We start from the raw sequence: 15,316 nt of genomic DNA, 5'->3' as shown, positions 1-15,316 counted from the left end.
GTGGGAGCCCTCCAACAAGGATTGGCCGCGGCCTGGTCCGCAGTGGCCACCTTCGTGCCAAAACTGATCGTCTTCCTGGTCATCCTGCTGGTCGGTTGGCTGATCGCGAAGGCCGTTTCCAAGGCCATCTCGATGCTGTTCAACCGGCTCGGGTTCAACAAGCTCATCGCCAAGTCCGGGCTCGGCGAGATGACGAAGAGCTCGAACATCGATATCGCCGGCATTCTCGTCAAGCTGGTGTACTACTTCATCTTCCTGATCTTCCTGCAGCTGGCGCTGAGCGCCTTCGGCCCGAACGCGGTCAAGGACCTCATCGACCGCGTCGTGCTGTTCCTGCCGCGCATTCTGGTGGCGGTCGTGCTGGTGCTGGTGGCCGCGGCCATCGGGCGCGCGGTCGGCGACCTGATCCAGAGCGCGCTGGGCAACCGCCCGGCGGGCCCGCTGCTGGGCAAGATCGCCTTCGGCATCATCCTGGCGCTGGGCATCATCTCGGCGCTCAACCAGATCGGCATCGCCGTCACCGTGACGACCCCGGTGCTGATCGCGGTGCTGGCCGCGGCCGCCGGCGTGGTCGTCGTCGGTGTCGGGGGCGGCCTCATCCAGCCGATGCAGCAGCGCTGGACCCGCTGGCTGGAGAGCGCCGAGCAGCAGTTCAGCGGTGGCGATCGCGGTGCTGCTCCGGCCCCGGGAAGCGCGGAGCAGACCCAGCAGATGCCGCGGCCCCCGCAGCCGCCGCAGCAGTGATCTGAGCGAAGCGCGGAAGATCGGGGCTCACCAACGCGGTGGGTCCCGATTTTTCACGCCGATGGCCGTTTCCGGCCGCCGGAAGATCCGGCCACCATGAACGGCGGGGAGAGCGACTGGGGGTGATCGCCCGTGCCGCTGCCGCTGGAGTGGCTCGCCGACGTGCTGCGCGCGGCCGGTCTCGGCGTGGTCGAGACCGACGGTTGGCGGGAGCGCACCGCCTCCGGGGAACAACCCGCGCCGGTCGGCGTGCTCGAACACCACACCGCGACCCCGGCGTCCTACGACGACCCGGCGCCGAGCGTGCGGCTGTGCATCGAGGGGCGTTCCGACCTGCCCGGGCCGCTCTGCCACGCGGTCATCGGCTTCGACGGCGTGGTGCACCTGATCGCGGCGGGCCGGGCCAACCACGCGGGGCGGGCCGCGGAGTCCGGGCCGAACCCGGGCGGCGACGGCAACACCCTCTACGTCGGCTTCGAATGGGACTACCAGGGCGTCGAGCAGGGGCCGAGCCCCGAGCAGTACGCGGCGGCGATCGCCGCGACGCACGCCGTGCTGCGCCACCTCGGGCTTCCGATGGAGGCCGCGCGCGGCCACAAGGAGACCAGCGTGACCGGCAAGATCGATCCGGGTCACGTCGACATGGAGCGCTTCCGCGCCGATCTTGCGGCCAAGGACCAGGAGGACGAGATGAGCCCGGAGCAGGACGCCATCCTGCGGCGCTTGGAGCACGAGCTGCTCGGGCCGCGCGGCCCGAACGGCGAGATCCGCGGTTGGCAGACCGAGGTCGGGCCGCGCACGATCGTGGCGATGCTGGTCGACCTGGTCAACAAGCTGGTCCCGGCCGACGAGCAGCCCGCCCGCGAGCCCGCGGCGGGCAAGGGGCCCGAGGAGATCAAGGCGGCCTTCGAAGCGCTCTCGCCGCAGGAAGCGGCACCGCTGCTCGCCGAGCTGGTGCGCATCCAGCAGCAGCGGCAGCCCGCGGCGGGCTAGGACTGCTCCCCGATCCTCCGCGCGCCGCCGCCAGAACGGCGTCGCGGCGGTGGCTCAGCTGCGGTCCTCGTGCGCCACGCGGCGGCGCTGGGCGCGCTGGTCGCGGCGGTTGAGCAGGCGCTTGACCAGGGCGGGCTGCTGGGCCAGGGCCTCCGGCTCGTCGAGCAGCCGGTTGAGCCGCTGGTAGTAGCGGTTCGGGGAGAACCCGAAGCGCTCCTGGATCACGCGCTCCTTGTTGCCCTGGTAGTGCCAGTGCTCCAGCTCGAAGGCGAGGATCGCGCGGTCGGTGTCGTTCATCGGCGCTCCTCCCTCGGACGTGGTTGATCGAGTCTACCGATCAGGGCACGCCTGTTCGATCGGCCGTCCGTGGCGTTGTGATCCGCCTTACGATCCGCGCCGGGAACAGATCCGCGGGCCAATGATGTTGGACGGGTCTGTACGAACTCGTGCGCTCCGGGGCTCGGTGCAAGTCCGAACCGGCGGTGACAGTCCGCGAACCGCTCCCGATCCGGGAGCCGGCCGAACCGGTGGAACTCCGGTGCCGACGGTGAAAGTCCGGAGGAGAGGACGCGCACGGGCGGCCGTGCGCGCGCCCGCGGTGCCGCGCCGGCCGCCCGCGTCCGCCCCGGCGCACCGGCTGGGAGGAGCGGACGTGCGAGCGGTGGGGCAGTGGTTGCTGGACAACGGGATCACCGTGCTGGGCCAGCACATCTCGTGGGCGGAACTGGTCGGGCAGCTGTGCGCGCTGGCCGTGGTGTTCCTCGCGCAGCGCAGGTGGCTGGCCACCTGGCCGGTGCAGGTCTCGGCCACGGTGCTGCTGTTCGCCGTCTACGCCTCGGCGCAGCTGGGCGGGCTGGCGATCCGGCAGGTGGTGATCCTGCTGATCTCGATCTACGGGTGGTGGGCGTGGAAGCGCCGCACCGACCCGGTCTACGGCGTGGTGATCCGCCGCGCCACCGGCCTGGAGCGCCTGGTGCTGGTCGGCGTGCTGGTCGCGGGCACCTCCGCGTTCGCGCTGCTGCTCTCGGCGCTGGACGCTTCCTGGGCGCCCTGGCCGGACGCCTGGATCTTCGTGGGCACCGCGGTGGCCTTCTGGGCGCAGGGGCGCGGGCTGGTCGAGTTCTGGCTGGTCTGGCTGGCCGTCGACGCGGTGGGCGTGCCGCTGCAGTTCGCCTCGGGCCTGCACTTCAGCGCCGCGATCTACGTCGTCTTCGCGGCCCTGGTGGTCCACGGCTTCTGGAGCTGGAACCGCACCGTCCGAGCCCAGCGCACCTCCGGCGGCCCGCGCGGTTCCGCCGAGAGCGCCGCCGACGGATCGGGCGCGAACGCGCGACCGCTCTAGACCGGCCCGCGCGGGGCGGTCACAGGCGGTCGACGACGGCTGCCGCGGCCGCCTCGGTGCCGCGCTCCGGCGAACCGCCGTCGAGCCGGATGGCGCCGTCGGCGTAGGCGGACTCCACGGCCGCGGTGATCCGCTTCGCGGTCGCGGAGTGGCCGAGGTGCTCCAGCAGCAGCACCGCCGAGAGCACCTGCGAGGTCGGGTTGGCCCGGTCCTGGCCGGCGATCGCGGGCGCGCTGCCGTGCGCGGGCTCGAAGTAGGCGGTGCCCGCGCCGATGTTGGCCGCCGGGCACGTGCCCAGTCCGCCGACCGTGGCCGCGCCCAGGTCGCTGAGCATGTCGCCGACGAAGTTCTCGGTGACCAGCACGTCGAAGCGCCCCGGATCGGCCACCAGGTCGTGGGCCGCCGCGTCGGTGTAGCGGTGATCGGCCTCCACGTCGGGGTACTCAGCGGCGACCTCGTCGAAGACGTCCCGGAAGAACGCGAAGCTGCGCAGCACGTTGCTCTTGTCCACGCAGGTCACCCGCCGCACCCCGTCGGCGGGCGCGCCCGCGCGCTCGCGCGCGGTCTCGAAGGCGAAGCGCACCACCCGCTCCACCCCGACCCGGGTCATCAGCAGCTGGTCGCTGGCGGCCCGCTCGTTGCGCACCCCGCTGCCCCGCGACAGGTACAGCCCCTCGGTGTTCTCCCGGACCAGCACGTAGTCGATGCGCTCCGCGGTGCCCGGCACGCCGGGCAGCAGCCGCACCGGCCGCACGTTGGCGTAGGTGTCCAGCCCGTTGCGCAGCACACCGCCGAGCACGCCGGCCTCGGTCCCGTCCGGCTTGCGGACCTCGGGCAACCCGACGGGGCCCTTGAGCACCGCGTCGTACTCGTCGCGGAACCGCTCCAGCGCGCCGGGCGCGAGCGGCTCCCCGGTCTCCAGGTAGGTCCCGGCCCCGCCGGGCTCGCTCCCGAAGACGATCTCCAGCCCGTCGAGCTCCGCTGCGGCGCGCAGCACCTCACGAGCGGAGTCCATCAGCTCGGGCCCGATACCGTCGCCGTCGACGCACGCGATCCGCACCATCCGCCGAGTATCGCCCGGCGCGATCCGGGGGAGGCAGGCCGGTGCCCGCCCGCGCGAGGAGCCCCCGACGCGCGGTGCGTCGAGGGCTCCTGACGAGACCGGCTCAGGCGTCGCCCGGGTCCGAGGTCTGCGGGCCGGCCGCGCGCACGTCGTCCAGCCGGTACTTCCGCGCGGCCTCGACCACCTTGCTCTTGTCGACCTGGCCCGCCCTGGCCAGCGCCTGCAACGCGGCGACCACGGTCGACTCGGCGTCGACCAGGAACACCCGGCGGGCCGCGGGGCGCGTGTCGGAGAAGCCGAACCCGTCGGCGCCCAGGCTGACCATGTCGCCGGGCACCCACGGCCGGATCAGGTCGGGCACCGCGCGCATCCAGTCGCTGACCGCCACCACCGGGCCCTCGGCCTGCGCGAGCGCGCGGGTCACGTACGGCACCTGCGGCTCGGCGTCCGGGTGCAGCAGGTTGTGGCGGTCGATCTGCTCGGCCTCGCGGCGCAGCTGGGACCAGGAGGTCGCCGACCACACGTCGGCCCGCACGCCCCAGTCCTCGGCCAGCAGCTGCGCGGCCCGCACCACCTCCGGCAGGATCACGCCGGACCCGATCAGCTGGGTGCGCGGCCCGGAGCCCGACGGCGCCGCCTGGTAGCGGTACAGCCCGCGCAGCAGGCCGTCGACGTCCAGCCCGGCGGGCTCGGCGGGCTGCTGGTAGGGCTCGTTGTAGACCGTCAGGTAGTAGAAGACGTTCTCCGGGTCCTCGCCGAACATCCGGCGCAGCCCGTCCTTGACGATGTGCGCCACCTCGAAGGCCCAGGCCGGGTCGTAGGCGATCACCGCCGGGTTGGTCGCGGCGATCAGCTGCGAGTGGCCGTCGGCGTGCTGCAGGCCCTCACCGGTCAGCGTGGTGCGCCCCGCGGTGGCGCCCAGCACGAACCCGCGCGCCATCTGGTCGGCCGCGGCCCAGAACCCGTCGCCGGTGCGCTGGAAGCCGAACATCGAGTAGAAGATGTAGACCGGGATCATCGGCTCGCCGTGCGTGGCGTAGCTGGTGCCCGCCGCGGTGAACGACGCGGTCGAGCCCGCCTCGTTGATGCCCTCGTGCAGGATCTGGCCCTGCTCGCTCTCCCGGTAGGCCAGCATCAGCTGGTAGTCCACCGGCGTGTACAGCTGCCCGAGCGGGTTGTAGATCTTCTGCGACGGGAACATCGAGTCCATGCCGAAGGTCCGCGCCTCGTCCGGGATGATCGGCACGATCCGGTGGCCGAGCTCGCGGTCCTTGGCCAGGTCCTTGAGCAGCCGGACGAACGCCATGGTGGTGGCGACCTCCTGCTTGCCCGAGCCCTTGCGGATGACCTCGTAGACCTCGTCGCCCGGCAGCACCAGCGGCTTGGACTTGGCCCGCCGCTCCGGCAGGTAGCCGCCCAGCTGGGTGCGCCGCTCCTGCAGGTACTGGATCTCCGGCGAGTCCTGGCCCGGGTGGTAGTAGGGCGGCAGGTACGGGTCGAGCTGCTCGTCGGGGATCGGGATGCGCAGGCTGTCGCGGAACAGCTTGAGGTCCTCGACGGTGAGCTTCTTCATCTGGTGCGTGGCGTTGCGGCCCTCGAAGTGCGGGCCCAGGCCGTAGCCCTTGATCGTCTTGGCCAGGATCACGGTGGGCTGCCCGTGGTGCTCGGTGGCCGCCTTGTACGCCGCGTAGACCTTGCGGTAGTCGTGCCCGCCGCGCCGCAGGCCCCAGATCTCGTCGTCGGAGAGGTGCTTGACCATCTCCTTGGTGCGCGGGTCGCGGCCGAAGAAGTGCTCCCGCACGAAGGCGCCGTCGTTGGCCTTGTAGGTCTGGTAGTCGCCGTCGGGCGTGGTGTTCATCAGGTTGACCAGGGCGCCGTCCCGGTCGGCGTGCAGCAGCGAGTCCCACTCGCGGCCCCAGATCACCTTGATCACGTTCCAGCCCGCGCCGCGGAAGAAGGCCTCCAGCTCCTGGATGATCTTGCCGTTGCCGCGCACCGGCCCGTCCAGCTGCTGCAGGTTGCAGTTGATCACGAAGGTGAGGTTGTCCAGGCCCTCGTTGGCCGCGATGTGCAGCAGGCCGCGCGACTCGGGCTCGTTCATCTCGCCGTCGCCGAGGAACGCCCACACGCGCTGCTGCGAGGTGTCCGAGATCCCCCGGTCGTGCAGGTAGCGGTTGAACCGCGCCTGGAAGATCGCGTTCATCGGGCCCAGGCCCATGGACACGGTGGGGAACTCCCAGAAGTCCGGCATCAGCCGCGGGTGCGGGTAGGAGGGCAGGCCGCCGCCGGCACCCGCGTGCGAGTGCTCCTGCCGGAACCCGTCGAGCTGGTGCTCGTCGAGCCTGCCCTCCAGGAACGCGCGCGCGTAGATGCCGGGGGAGGCGTGGCCCTGGATGTAGAGGTGGTCACCGCCGCCGGCGTGGTCCTTGCCGCGGAAGAACCAGTTCAGCCCGACCTCGTAGAGGCTGGCCGAGGAGGCGAACGAGGAGATGTGCCCGCCGACGCCGATGCCCGGCCGCTGCGCGCGGTGCACCATCATCGCCGCGTTCCAGCGCATCCAGGCCCGGTAGCGGCGCTCGGTCTCCTCGTCGCCCGGGAACCAGGGCTCCTGCTCGGTGGGGATGCTGTTGACGTAGTCGGTGCCGGTCAGCGAGGGCACGCCGACACCGGTCTCGCGGGCGCGCTCGAGCAGGCGCAGCATCAGGTAGCGGGCTCGCTGCTGGCCACCGGCGGTGAGCAGCGAGTCGAAGGACTGCAACCACTCGTCGGTCTCCTGCGGGTCGATGTCGGGCAGGTGGGCCGACAGGCCCTCCCGGATCACCCGGACCCGCTGGGTACCGGCTGCGTCGTTGTTGAGCGGGGACAAGGGAACTCCTCGACTGCGTCGGGATGCGTGGCAGGGTTGTTCGGAAGGTGACATCCGACACGGACATGGTCCCGCATTTCGGCCCGGAATGGAGGTAGCCGGGAGGGGTTGTCGGGGACTGCGGGCTGTCCGTGCGGGCGAAGCCGGTCTAGAGTCGAATCTCAACGCGTTGCTACGGCGTGTCGTACGCCCAGCAGTTGCGCCGGTAGCGGTCCGCAGTGTTCGCTATCGGCCAGGTTTGGAAGATGTGCGGGGCCGGAGTGCCACCGCACCGGTGCATTGGAGGAGTGAGCCAACCGTGGTCGCCGCGGGAGACGCCGGTAAAGGCGAAGCCGACGTCGCCGAGAAGCTCGACATCGAGCCGGAGATGGTTGTCCAGGAACTCGGCTGGGACGAGGACGTCGATGACGATGTCCGGGCCCGGATCGAGGAGCGTTGCGGGAGCGAACTGCTCGACGAAGACGCTGACGAAGTGGTCGATGTCGTGCTGCTGTGGTGGCGGGAAGACGACGGTGACCTCACGGACACGCTTCTCGATGCGATGACGCCCCTGTCCGATGACGGGGTCATCTGGGTCCTGACGCCCAAGACCGGCCGGGATGGCTACGTCGAGCCCGCCGACATCGCGGAGGCGGCATCGACGGCGAACCTGGCCCAGACCGGGAACTCCAGCATCAGCGAGGGCTGGATCGGAACCAGGCTGGCCTACCGCCGCGCCAAGGCGCGTCGCTGAGCCGAGCGCATTCGAGCAGTGGGCACCCGTGGCCGCGCCACCGGTGCCCACTACTCGCGTGACGTGTAGGTTCGGCGACGACAAGGTCACCTCGAGCAGGAGGGTGTTCTCATGACGGTCGAGGTCGGTGCGCAGGCGCCGGACTTCACGCTGCCCGACTACAACAAGGAAAAGGTCTCGCTGGCCGATTTCCGGGGCAGCAAGAACGTGCTTCTGGTCTTCTACCCGTTCGCGTTCAGCGGCGTCTGCCAGGGCGAGCTCTGCCAGGTCCGCGACGACATCGGCGAATTCCAGAACGACGACGTTCAGGTTCTGGGCGTTTCGGTCGACACCCCGTTCTCGCTCAAGGCCTGGGCCGACCAGCAGGGCTACACGTTCCCGCTGCTGAGCGACTTCTGGCCGCACGGCGAGGTCGCCAAGGCCTACGGCGTGTTCAACGACGCCGCCGGCATGGCCAACCGCGGCACGTTCCTCATCGACACCGGGGGCAAGGTCCGCTTCGCCGAGGTCAACCAGCCGGGCGAGGCCCGCGACCAGGAAGCCTGGAAGAGGGCCCTGGCGGAGGTCCGCAGCTGAGCGCTCAAGCGCACAGGTGGTCGACCGGTCGCCGAACCGGGCGGAACGCGCGGGTAAAATGACCGCGGTGTTCGTCCGGCGGCCCGGTGCGACCACCACCAGGGCACATAGCTCAGCGGAAGAGCACCTGCCTTACAAGCAGGGGGTCGTTGGTTCGAACCCAACTGTGCCCACCGTTTTTGAACTGGGGTTTTGAAGATTCTCTAATCGGTGGCTGCGACTTCGTGGCCCCATTCATGGTGCGAATCGACCTTAGGCTTGATCCATGGTCAGGTCGAGCACGAGGCGGCAGCGTCCCCGCGGAACCGTCGAAGAACTGCCCAGCGGAGCCCTGCGAGTGAAGGTCTACGCCGGCTTCGACGCCGTGACGAAGCGTCGGCACTACCTTCGCGAGACCGTGCCGGCGGGGCCGAACGCCGAGCGCGAGGCCGAGGTCGTCCTGACTCGGCTGCTGAACGAGGTCAACGAGCGGCGGACCCCGCGGACCAGCGCTCCGGTCAAGCAGCTGTTGAAGCGCTATCTGGATCAGCACTTCGAGGGCGAGCCGTCCACGCGGCAGCAGTACCGGGATTACGTGCGCAAGCACATCGCGCCGTTTATCGGAGATGAGCCGGTCGGCCGGATCGATGCCGACATCTTGGATTCGTTGTACGCGGAGCTGCGTCGCTGCCGGGAGCACTGCACGAACAAGCGGCGTATCGATCACCGCACCTCGCGGAAGCACGAGTGCGATGAGCGGTGTCGTCCGCACCAGTGCAAGCCGTTGGGCGCGACGGCGATTCGGCAGATTCACTATCTGCTGTCGGGTGCCTACAAGCGCGCGGTGCGCTGGGGCTGGGTGTCCAAAAACCCGACGATCGACGTCGATCCGCCGGCATCCCCGCCGGCGGATCCGAGCCCGCCGAGCGCGGACGAGTCGGCGCGGATCCTGACCGAGGCGTGGCAGGACGAGGATTGGGGCAGCCTGCTGTGGCTGGCGATGACCACCGGCGCCCGCCGCGGTGAGTTGTGTGCGTTGCGGTGGGCGGATTTCGAGCCGGATGCTGCGGTCGTCACGCTCAAGCGCGCGATTTCGTGGGATCCGGAGGGGCGGGTCTGGTACGAGAAGGACACCAAGACTCACCAGCAGCGACGGGTCGCGCTGGACTCGGTCACCGTCGAGGTCCTCACCGAGCACCGCGAACGCTGCGAAAAGCGCGCCGTTGCGATTGGCTTGAGCCTGAAGCGAGAGGCGTTCATGTTTTCGCAGGCGCCTGATGGGGCTGAGTTCCAGAAGCCGAGCTCGGTGACGCAGCGCTATGAGCGGATGGTCAAGCGCCTCGGTATCAACACGACGCTGCACAGACTGCGGCACTACTCGGCCACCGAGCTCATCTCTTCGGGCGTGGACGTCCGCACGGTGGCTGGCCGCCTCGGGCACGGATCAGGCGGGCAAACCACCTTGCGCGTCTACACGGCGTGGGTTTCCGAGGCTGACCAGCGCGCGTCGACTGCGTTGGCGGATCGGGTACCGGAGCGGCCGAAGCCGTTGACCTCGGCGGAGCGGATTCGGGCGAACCCGAGGAATCCCTACGAGAAGCTCGCGGTCGACGTCTACGACCAGGTCGAGCGCGGTGAGCTGTCCGCTGGCGACGAGCTCCCGTCGATGAAGCGGCTCGCCGGCGACTACGGGATCTCGGTCGGGACCGTTCAGCGTGCAGTTCAACTGCTGCAGGAGTGGGGCACGGTCGAGGTCTCGCGCGGTAGGCGGGCACAGGTCGCCGCGAACCACGCCGCAACGGTGAGAACGACACCGGCGGCTGGGGAGTCACTGGTAGCGGGCGAGGCGGAACAGGTGTCTCCTAAGCCCGTCGAGGCGCCGAGCGGTCCTGAGTTGCTCGAGTTCGAGATTCGTCGCCACGGCGAGTCGGTCAGGGAGTTTTCCGCTGAGGCTGATCCGGCGGACGCTGGCCACCTTCGGACGCTCCTCGCGACCGCCGTGCGACGCGATGGTCGGGACCTCGGTGAAATCCTTGACTACGAGATGGATGTTCGGCGACCCGGTGGGCCCGTCTTGAGGACCTTCGTGAGCATGACTGCGTGAGCGTCGAGCCTGTGGTGGGGCGTCGGTCTCAGCGGTCTGGCCCTCGCCGCGCTGGCGTGTCGTGTCTGAGGCGTACCGCTTCGGCAGGGAGCCATCCTGTGTGCTGGACACCTTCGCTGCCGTCCCCACGGCGGATGGAGTAGCGGACTTCAGCGATCCATGTGCCCGTGGTGGTCTTCAACCACGCGGTTTGCTCCCCTGGGACGACAGCCTGCACATCCCATCCTTCGGGCGACGGGCGGATGTCGGCTGAACGGGGATAGAGGCGTGCAAGGTCGACCCACACCGGCCGTGGCGGCTTGAACCGGCGATCATCACCTCGCTTCCACGAGGGCTCCGGATGGGCGCTATCGAACACAGGTTCTATTATGGGTCCTGTGGGCTGAGGAAGCACGCTGCAGGTCCCGATAGCGGAGTAGGTGCGGGAGGGCTGCTGGCGAGTTGGCTCGACGAGTCCTGGCAGGCGCAGACAAGAGCGCGATCGCCGCAAGTGCTCGCCCTGCTCAGGCACAATGTCGGAGTGGATCAGACCACGGGGACGCAGGTTAAGCCAGGTCAGGGCGTTCAAGGTTCCTCTGTGAGACACAGCATGCCAGCTTGGGTTTCAACACGGAACTGTCTGTAGCTCTTTGCTGAATCCTCGTCAGGGTCTTGTTCAGTGTGTCCCGTGTCAGTGCGTGCGCTTGTCCGTGTGCAGGGTTGCCTGGGGAGTGTGTTCTGCGGCCAAGGAGGCGAGCAGCTGGAGGCGTTCCGCTGAGGGTGAGCCGGGTTCGGCTGTGTAGAGCATCAGGATGAGGCCGGGTTCGGCTGTGACGGCGAGCTCTTCATAGGCGAGGGTGAGCTCGCCGACGTCGGGGTGATGGAAGCGTTTGGTTCCGGTGCCGTGGGTGCGGACGTTGTGGGAACCCCAGAGGGTGCGGAAGGTTTCGCTGCGGGTGGATAGTTCTCCGACGAGGTTCTGCAGGCCGCGGTCATGGGGGTCGCGGCCGGCTTCGGACCGCATGATCGCGACGCACATTTCCGCGAAGCGATCCCAGTCCGGGTAGAACTCGTGGGAGGAGGGGTCGAGGAATTGGAAGCGGGCCAGGTTCGGGGTGCGGCCGCCGTCGCCGATCAGCGGTGAGTAGAACACGCGGCCGAGCGGGTTGGTGGCCAGCAAGTCTTGTTGCTGGTTGCGGACGAACGCGACGGCGTCGGTGATGGAGTCGAGTGCCCACTGCAGGCTGGGGCGCGAAGCGTTCTGCGTGGTGGCTTTTCGCCGGGGTCGCCCGGAGGTGGGGATGCCGTCGGCTGCGCGGGCGAGGTCGAACAGGTGGGCGCGTTCGGTGTCGTCGAGTTGCAGGGCCTGTGCGAGGGCGTCGAGCACGGATGCGGAGGCGCCGGCGATGGCGCCGCGTTCGAGTTTGGCGTAGTACTCGACGCTGACACCGGCTAGCAGGGCGACCTCGGTGCGCCGCAGCCCGGCCACCCGCCGGTTCGGGCCCGGGGTGATTCCGGCCTGGGCCGGGGTGATCTTAGCGCGCCGGGACATGAGGAACTCGCGAACCTCGGCACGATTGTCCATGCCACGAGCATAGGTCCGCTCCAGCCTTCACTGGGGTGTATTGGCGGTACACCCCACAACAGGCATACCCATAGCCGCCGGGACAGCGGTTGACTGGGTGGCGAACTCGAAATGACGGGGGAGAACGGCCGCATGTGTGGGTGATCATGCATGGGCCGAGCGACGTTGAGGAGCAGGAAAAGTGAATCCGACGTACGACTTCTCCGGCCGCGTCGCGTTCGTCACCGGCGCCAGCTCCGGGATGGGCCTGGCCACCGCCCGGGCTTTCGCCGACGCCGGTGCCGCTGTGACGCTGGCCGACGTCGATGCCGAGGCGCTCGACGCGGCAGAGGCAGAGCTGCGGGCGGCCGGGCACCGAGTCTTGGGTGTGCGCTGCGACGTCGCCGACGAAGACCAGATCGCGGCCGCCGTGGCGGCCACTGTTGAGGCATTCGACGGCCTGGACTTCGCCTACAACAACGCCGGCGTCCAGTCACCGGCCACCGACGCCGCCGACGAGGCCGCCGAGGTCTTCGATCGCGTCAACGCCATCAACCTGCGCGGGATCTGGGCCAGCATGAAACACGAACTCGCCCAGATGCGCGCTCAAGGATTCGGCGCGATCGTGAACTGTTCCTCGCTCGGTGGACTGGTCGGGAACCCGGGCCGCGCCGCGTATCACGCGTCCAAGCACGGGGTTCTCGGGCTCACCCAATCCGCTGCGCTCGAATACGCCCCCCGAGGGGTGCGCATCAACGCCATCTGCCCCGGCACCATCGAAACCCCGATGGTCGCCAGGATGATCGACAGCGGGGACCTCGACGCCGACGATGCCGCCGCCAGCCAGCCGATCGGCAGGCTCGGCACGGCCGAGGAGATGGCCGCGGCCGTGCTGTGGCTTTGCAGCCCCGCCGCCAGTTTCGTCGTCGGCATCGCCCTGCCCGTCGACGGCGGCTACACCGCCCGCTGAACCTCCCGCGCAACCCCTATACCCGGACGTGCCGTACCGGCTGTCCCACCGGAAGGAGCACCATCATGCGTGGCGCAGTCCTGCAATCACCCGGCGACGTCCGGGTGGACGAGATCGCCGACCCACAGATCACCACCGGCACGGACGCGATCATCCGCGTCACAGCCACCTGCGTCTGCGGTTCGGACCTGTGGCCCTACCGCGGCGTCGAGCCCGTCGAGGGGCCCATGCCGATGGGTCACGAGTACGTCGGCGTGGTCGAACAGGTGGGCAGCGCGGTCACGAGCGTCGAGCCCGGCCAGTACGTGGTCGGCTCCTTCGTGGCCTCGTGCGGCAGCTGCGAGTTCTGCCGGGCGGGCTATCCCTCCTCCTGCGTGCACCGCGTGTTCATGGCCCAGGTCGGCACCCAGTCCGAGCGCGCGCTGATCCCGCACGCCGACGGCACCCTCGTAGCGCTGCCGGGCGAGCCCGACGCGGACCTGATCCCCAGCCTGCTGGCCGCCTCCGACGTACTCGGCACCGGCTGGTTCGGAGCGGTGGCCGCCGAGGCCGGCCCGGGCAAGACCGTCGCCGTCGTCGGCGACGGCGCCGTCGGGCTGCTGGCCGTGCTGGCCGCCCAGCAACTGGGCGCGCAGCGCATCATCGCGATGAGCCGTCACGAGCCGCGGCAGCGGCTCGCCCGCGAGTTCGGCGCCACCGACATCGTCACCGAGCGCGGCGACGACGGCGTGGCCACGATCAAGGACCTGACCGGCGGGCTGGGTGCCCACTCCGTCGTCGAGGCCGTCGGAACCCAGGAGTCGATGCAGCAGGCGCTGCGGGCCACGCGGCCTGGCGGGCACATGGGCTTCGTCGGCGTCAATCACGACGTCGCTCTCAGTGGGGAGGAGCTGTTCTTCTCCCAGGTCCACGTGCTCGGCGGTCCGGCCCCGGTGCGCCGATTCCTGCCCGAGCTGATCGAGTTGATCTGGCACCGCGAGATCAACCCCGGCAAGGTCTTCGACCTCACCCTCCCGTTGGAGCAGGCGGCCGAGGGGTACCGGGCCATGGACGAACGCCGCGCCATCAAGACCCTCCTCACCCCCTGACCGCTTCTCACTGCCGTCCACGCAACGACGCACACCACGGGTACGGGGCGAGCTTGTACCCCCATAAACCGGCCTGCCACGCCTGGCCCAGAAGCGGTCTCCTGGGATCGCGCCAGCTTTTCCACCACCGAAGATGAGGGCCACTCCATGGAACGACGCACAGCGCTCCGACTGATCACCGCTACCGCCACCGGCGCCGCCGCCGTCACCGCTCTGCCCTCCGTCGGTGCGGAGACCGGCCGCGCAGCGGGCGCCGCAGGACAAGGTAAGGCCGCGGCCAAGGGCGGCTACACCTTCGCGCTGGACACGAACGTCACACGGAGCTCGGTGCGGTTCACGAACCGCTACGGCATCGGGATCGCCGGGGACCTCTACGTGCCGAAGACCGCCAGGGGCAAGCTGCCCGCCCTGGCGGTCAGCGGCCCGTTCGGCGCGGTCAAGGAACAATCCTCGGGGCTCTACGCCAACGAGTTCGCCCGCCGCGGCTACGTCGCCCTCGCCTTCGACCCGTCCTTCACCGGGCAGAGCGGTGGCACGGTGCGCGACGTGGCCTCGCCCGACATCTACACCGAGGACTACAGCGCCGCCGTCGACTTCCTCGGCCTGCAGAAGGTCGTCGACCGCGAGCGGATCGGCGCGCAGGCCGTCTGCGGGTTGAGCGGTATGGCGCTCACCGCGACCGCTGCAGACAGTCGTATCAAGGCGGTCGCCACGGCCTCGATGTACGACATGTCGCGCAGTATCTCCCGCGGCCACGAGGACTACTACACGCGTGCGCAGCGCCAGAAGGTTGTGGACTACCTCAGTCGTCAGCGCTGGATCGACGCCGAGAACGGCACCTACGCCCGCGGCTCCCACGAAGTGCCCTTTGACGAGGACGGCAACGTCGCCCCCTCGAACCGCGTTCTGCCCAAGACACTCCCGCCGGACGCCGACCCGATCACCGCGAGCTTCTTCGACTACTACCGCACCGAGCGTGGCTACCACCCGCGCTCGATCAACTCCACCACCGCGTGGACCGCGACCACACCGATGTCGTTCTTCGCTTTCCAGCAGATGACGAACATCGACATGCTGGCACCCCGCAAGGCCCTCCTGGTGGCCGGCGCCGACGCGCACTCCCGCTACTACTCCGAGGACGTGCAGGCAAAGGCCCCCGACACCATCGACCTCGTGATCGTCCCGGGCGCGGGCCACGTCGACCTGTACGACCGCAAGGACCTCATCCCCTTCGACAACCTCGACGCGTTCTTCACCAAAAACCTCATCTGAGCAGAAAGCATCCCAACTGCCGGTCCTGCCACGATCCGGAACG

General features: G+C 69.5%; 13 protein-coding genes, 1 tRNA gene and 1 riboswitch. Of the genes, 10 read left to right on the top strand and 4 right to left on the bottom strand.

Going from position 1 to position 15,316, the window contains the following annotated elements; all coding sequences use genetic code 11:
* Positions 1-744, top strand: coding sequence for a mechanosensitive ion channel family protein (locus ACFQRI_RS11765; RefSeq protein WP_380667620.1), 744 nt, complete (start codon positions 1-3; stop codon positions 742-744).
* Between the two features lie 132 nt (positions 745-876).
* Positions 877-1,737 carry a peptidoglycan recognition protein family protein gene (locus tag ACFQRI_RS11760; RefSeq protein WP_380667618.1) on the top strand — a complete coding sequence of 287 codons (861 nt, stop codon included), beginning with the start codon at positions 877-879 and terminating at the stop codon, positions 1,735-1,737.
* A gap of 54 nt (positions 1,738-1,791) precedes the next feature.
* Here ACFQRI_RS11760 and ACFQRI_RS11755 read toward each other — a convergent pair whose 3' ends face one another.
* Complete coding sequence (locus ACFQRI_RS11755) at positions 1,792-2,034, bottom strand: DUF3263 domain-containing protein (protein ID WP_380667616.1); 243 nt, start codon at positions 2,032-2,034, stop codon at positions 1,792-1,794.
* 147 nt (positions 2,035-2,181) lie between these two features.
* A riboswitch (FMN riboswitch) is annotated at positions 2,182-2,312 on the top strand.
* Positions 2,313-2,389: 77 nt separating this feature from the next.
* Here ACFQRI_RS11755 and ACFQRI_RS11750 point away from each other — a divergent pair.
* Positions 2,390-3,079, top strand: coding sequence for a nicotinamide mononucleotide transporter family protein (locus ACFQRI_RS11750; protein ID WP_380667614.1), 690 nt, complete (start codon positions 2,390-2,392; stop codon positions 3,077-3,079).
* 19 nt (positions 3,080-3,098) lie between these two features.
* Here ACFQRI_RS11750 and ACFQRI_RS11745 read toward each other — a convergent pair whose 3' ends face one another.
* Positions 3,099-4,142, bottom strand: coding sequence for an isocitrate/isopropylmalate dehydrogenase family protein (locus ACFQRI_RS11745; protein WP_380667612.1), 1,044 nt, complete (start codon positions 4,140-4,142; stop codon positions 3,099-3,101).
* A gap of 103 nt (positions 4,143-4,245) precedes the next feature.
* Entirely contained in the window at positions 4,246-7,008 is a 2,763-nt protein-coding gene (gene aceE / locus ACFQRI_RS11740; protein ID WP_380667610.1) for a pyruvate dehydrogenase (acetyl-transferring), homodimeric type, read from the bottom strand.
* Positions 7,009-7,306: 298 nt separating this feature from the next.
* Here aceE and ACFQRI_RS11735 point away from each other — a divergent pair, with 298 nt between their 5' ends.
* The 4 genes from ACFQRI_RS11735 (at position 7,307) to ACFQRI_RS11720 (ending at position 10,400) form a co-directional block, all read left to right on the top strand.
* Positions 7,307-7,741, top strand: a complete 435-nt coding sequence (locus ACFQRI_RS11735; RefSeq protein WP_344131635.1) for a DUF3052 domain-containing protein — start codon at positions 7,307-7,309, stop codon at positions 7,739-7,741.
* A 111-nt stretch (positions 7,742-7,852) separates the two neighbouring features.
* The gene (locus ACFQRI_RS11730) at positions 7,853-8,317 is read left to right on the top strand and encodes a peroxiredoxin (RefSeq protein ID WP_380667608.1); all 465 of its coding nucleotides are present in this window, start codon (positions 7,853-7,855) and stop codon (positions 8,315-8,317) included.
* 101 nt (positions 8,318-8,418) lie between these two features.
* Positions 8,419-8,490, top strand: a tRNA-Val gene (locus tag ACFQRI_RS11725).
* A 164-nt stretch (positions 8,491-8,654) separates the two neighbouring features.
* The gene (locus tag ACFQRI_RS11720; protein ID WP_380667606.1) at positions 8,655-10,400 is read left to right on the top strand and encodes a tyrosine-type recombinase/integrase; all 1,746 of its coding nucleotides are present in this window, start codon (positions 8,655-8,657) and stop codon (positions 10,398-10,400) included.
* A gap of 670 nt (positions 10,401-11,070) precedes the next feature.
* Here ACFQRI_RS11720 and ACFQRI_RS11715 read toward each other — a convergent pair.
* Complete coding sequence (locus ACFQRI_RS11715) at positions 11,071-11,964, bottom strand: helix-turn-helix transcriptional regulator (protein ID WP_380667604.1); 894 nt, start codon at positions 11,962-11,964, stop codon at positions 11,071-11,073.
* 181 nt (positions 11,965-12,145) lie between these two features.
* Between ACFQRI_RS11715 and ACFQRI_RS11710 the strand changes: the two genes are divergently transcribed.
* The 3 genes from ACFQRI_RS11710 (at position 12,146) to ACFQRI_RS11700 (ending at position 15,273) form a co-directional block, all read left to right on the top strand.
* Positions 12,146-12,913 carry a glucose 1-dehydrogenase gene (locus tag ACFQRI_RS11710; protein WP_380667602.1) on the top strand — a complete coding sequence of 256 codons (768 nt, stop codon included), beginning with the start codon at positions 12,146-12,148 and terminating at the stop codon, positions 12,911-12,913.
* A gap of 65 nt (positions 12,914-12,978) precedes the next feature.
* Entirely contained in the window at positions 12,979-14,001 is a 1,023-nt protein-coding gene (locus ACFQRI_RS11705; protein ID WP_380667600.1) for a zinc-dependent alcohol dehydrogenase family protein, read from the top strand.
* A 147-nt stretch (positions 14,002-14,148) separates the two neighbouring features.
* Positions 14,149-15,273, top strand: coding sequence for an alpha/beta hydrolase (locus ACFQRI_RS11700; RefSeq protein ID WP_380667598.1), 1,125 nt, complete (start codon positions 14,149-14,151; stop codon positions 15,271-15,273).
* The last annotated feature ends 43 nt before the right edge of the window (positions 15,274-15,316 follow it).

Origin of the sequence: Saccharopolyspora griseoalba (genome assembly GCF_042665275.1) — a bacterium.
Lineage (GTDB): Bacteria > Actinomycetota > Actinomycetes > Mycobacteriales > Pseudonocardiaceae > Saccharopolyspora > Saccharopolyspora griseoalba.
This window is presented reverse-complemented; position numbering and strand designations above follow the sequence as displayed.

Bases quoted from the DNA above. Each gene is read 5' to 3' on its own strand.
- ACFQRI_RS11745 (WP_380667612.1), bottom strand. From the start codon at position 4,142: ATGGTGCGGATCGCGTGCGTCGACGGCGACGGTATCGGGCCCGAGCTG.
- ACFQRI_RS11715 (WP_380667604.1), bottom strand. From the start codon at position 11,964: ATGGACAATCGTGCCGAGGTTCGCGAGTTCCTCATGTCCCGGCGCGCT.
- ACFQRI_RS11730 (WP_380667608.1), top strand. From the start codon at position 7,853: ATGACGGTCGAGGTCGGTGCGCAGGCGCCGGACTTCACGCTGCCCGAC.
- ACFQRI_RS11755 (WP_380667616.1), bottom strand. From the start codon at position 2,034: ATGAACGACACCGACCGCGCGATCCTCGCCTTCGAGCTGGAGCACTGG.
- ACFQRI_RS11700 (WP_380667598.1), top strand. From the start codon at position 14,149: ATGGAACGACGCACAGCGCTCCGACTGATCACCGCTACCGCCACCGGC.
- ACFQRI_RS11705 (WP_380667600.1), top strand. From the start codon at position 12,979: ATGCGTGGCGCAGTCCTGCAATCACCCGGCGACGTCCGGGTGGACGAG.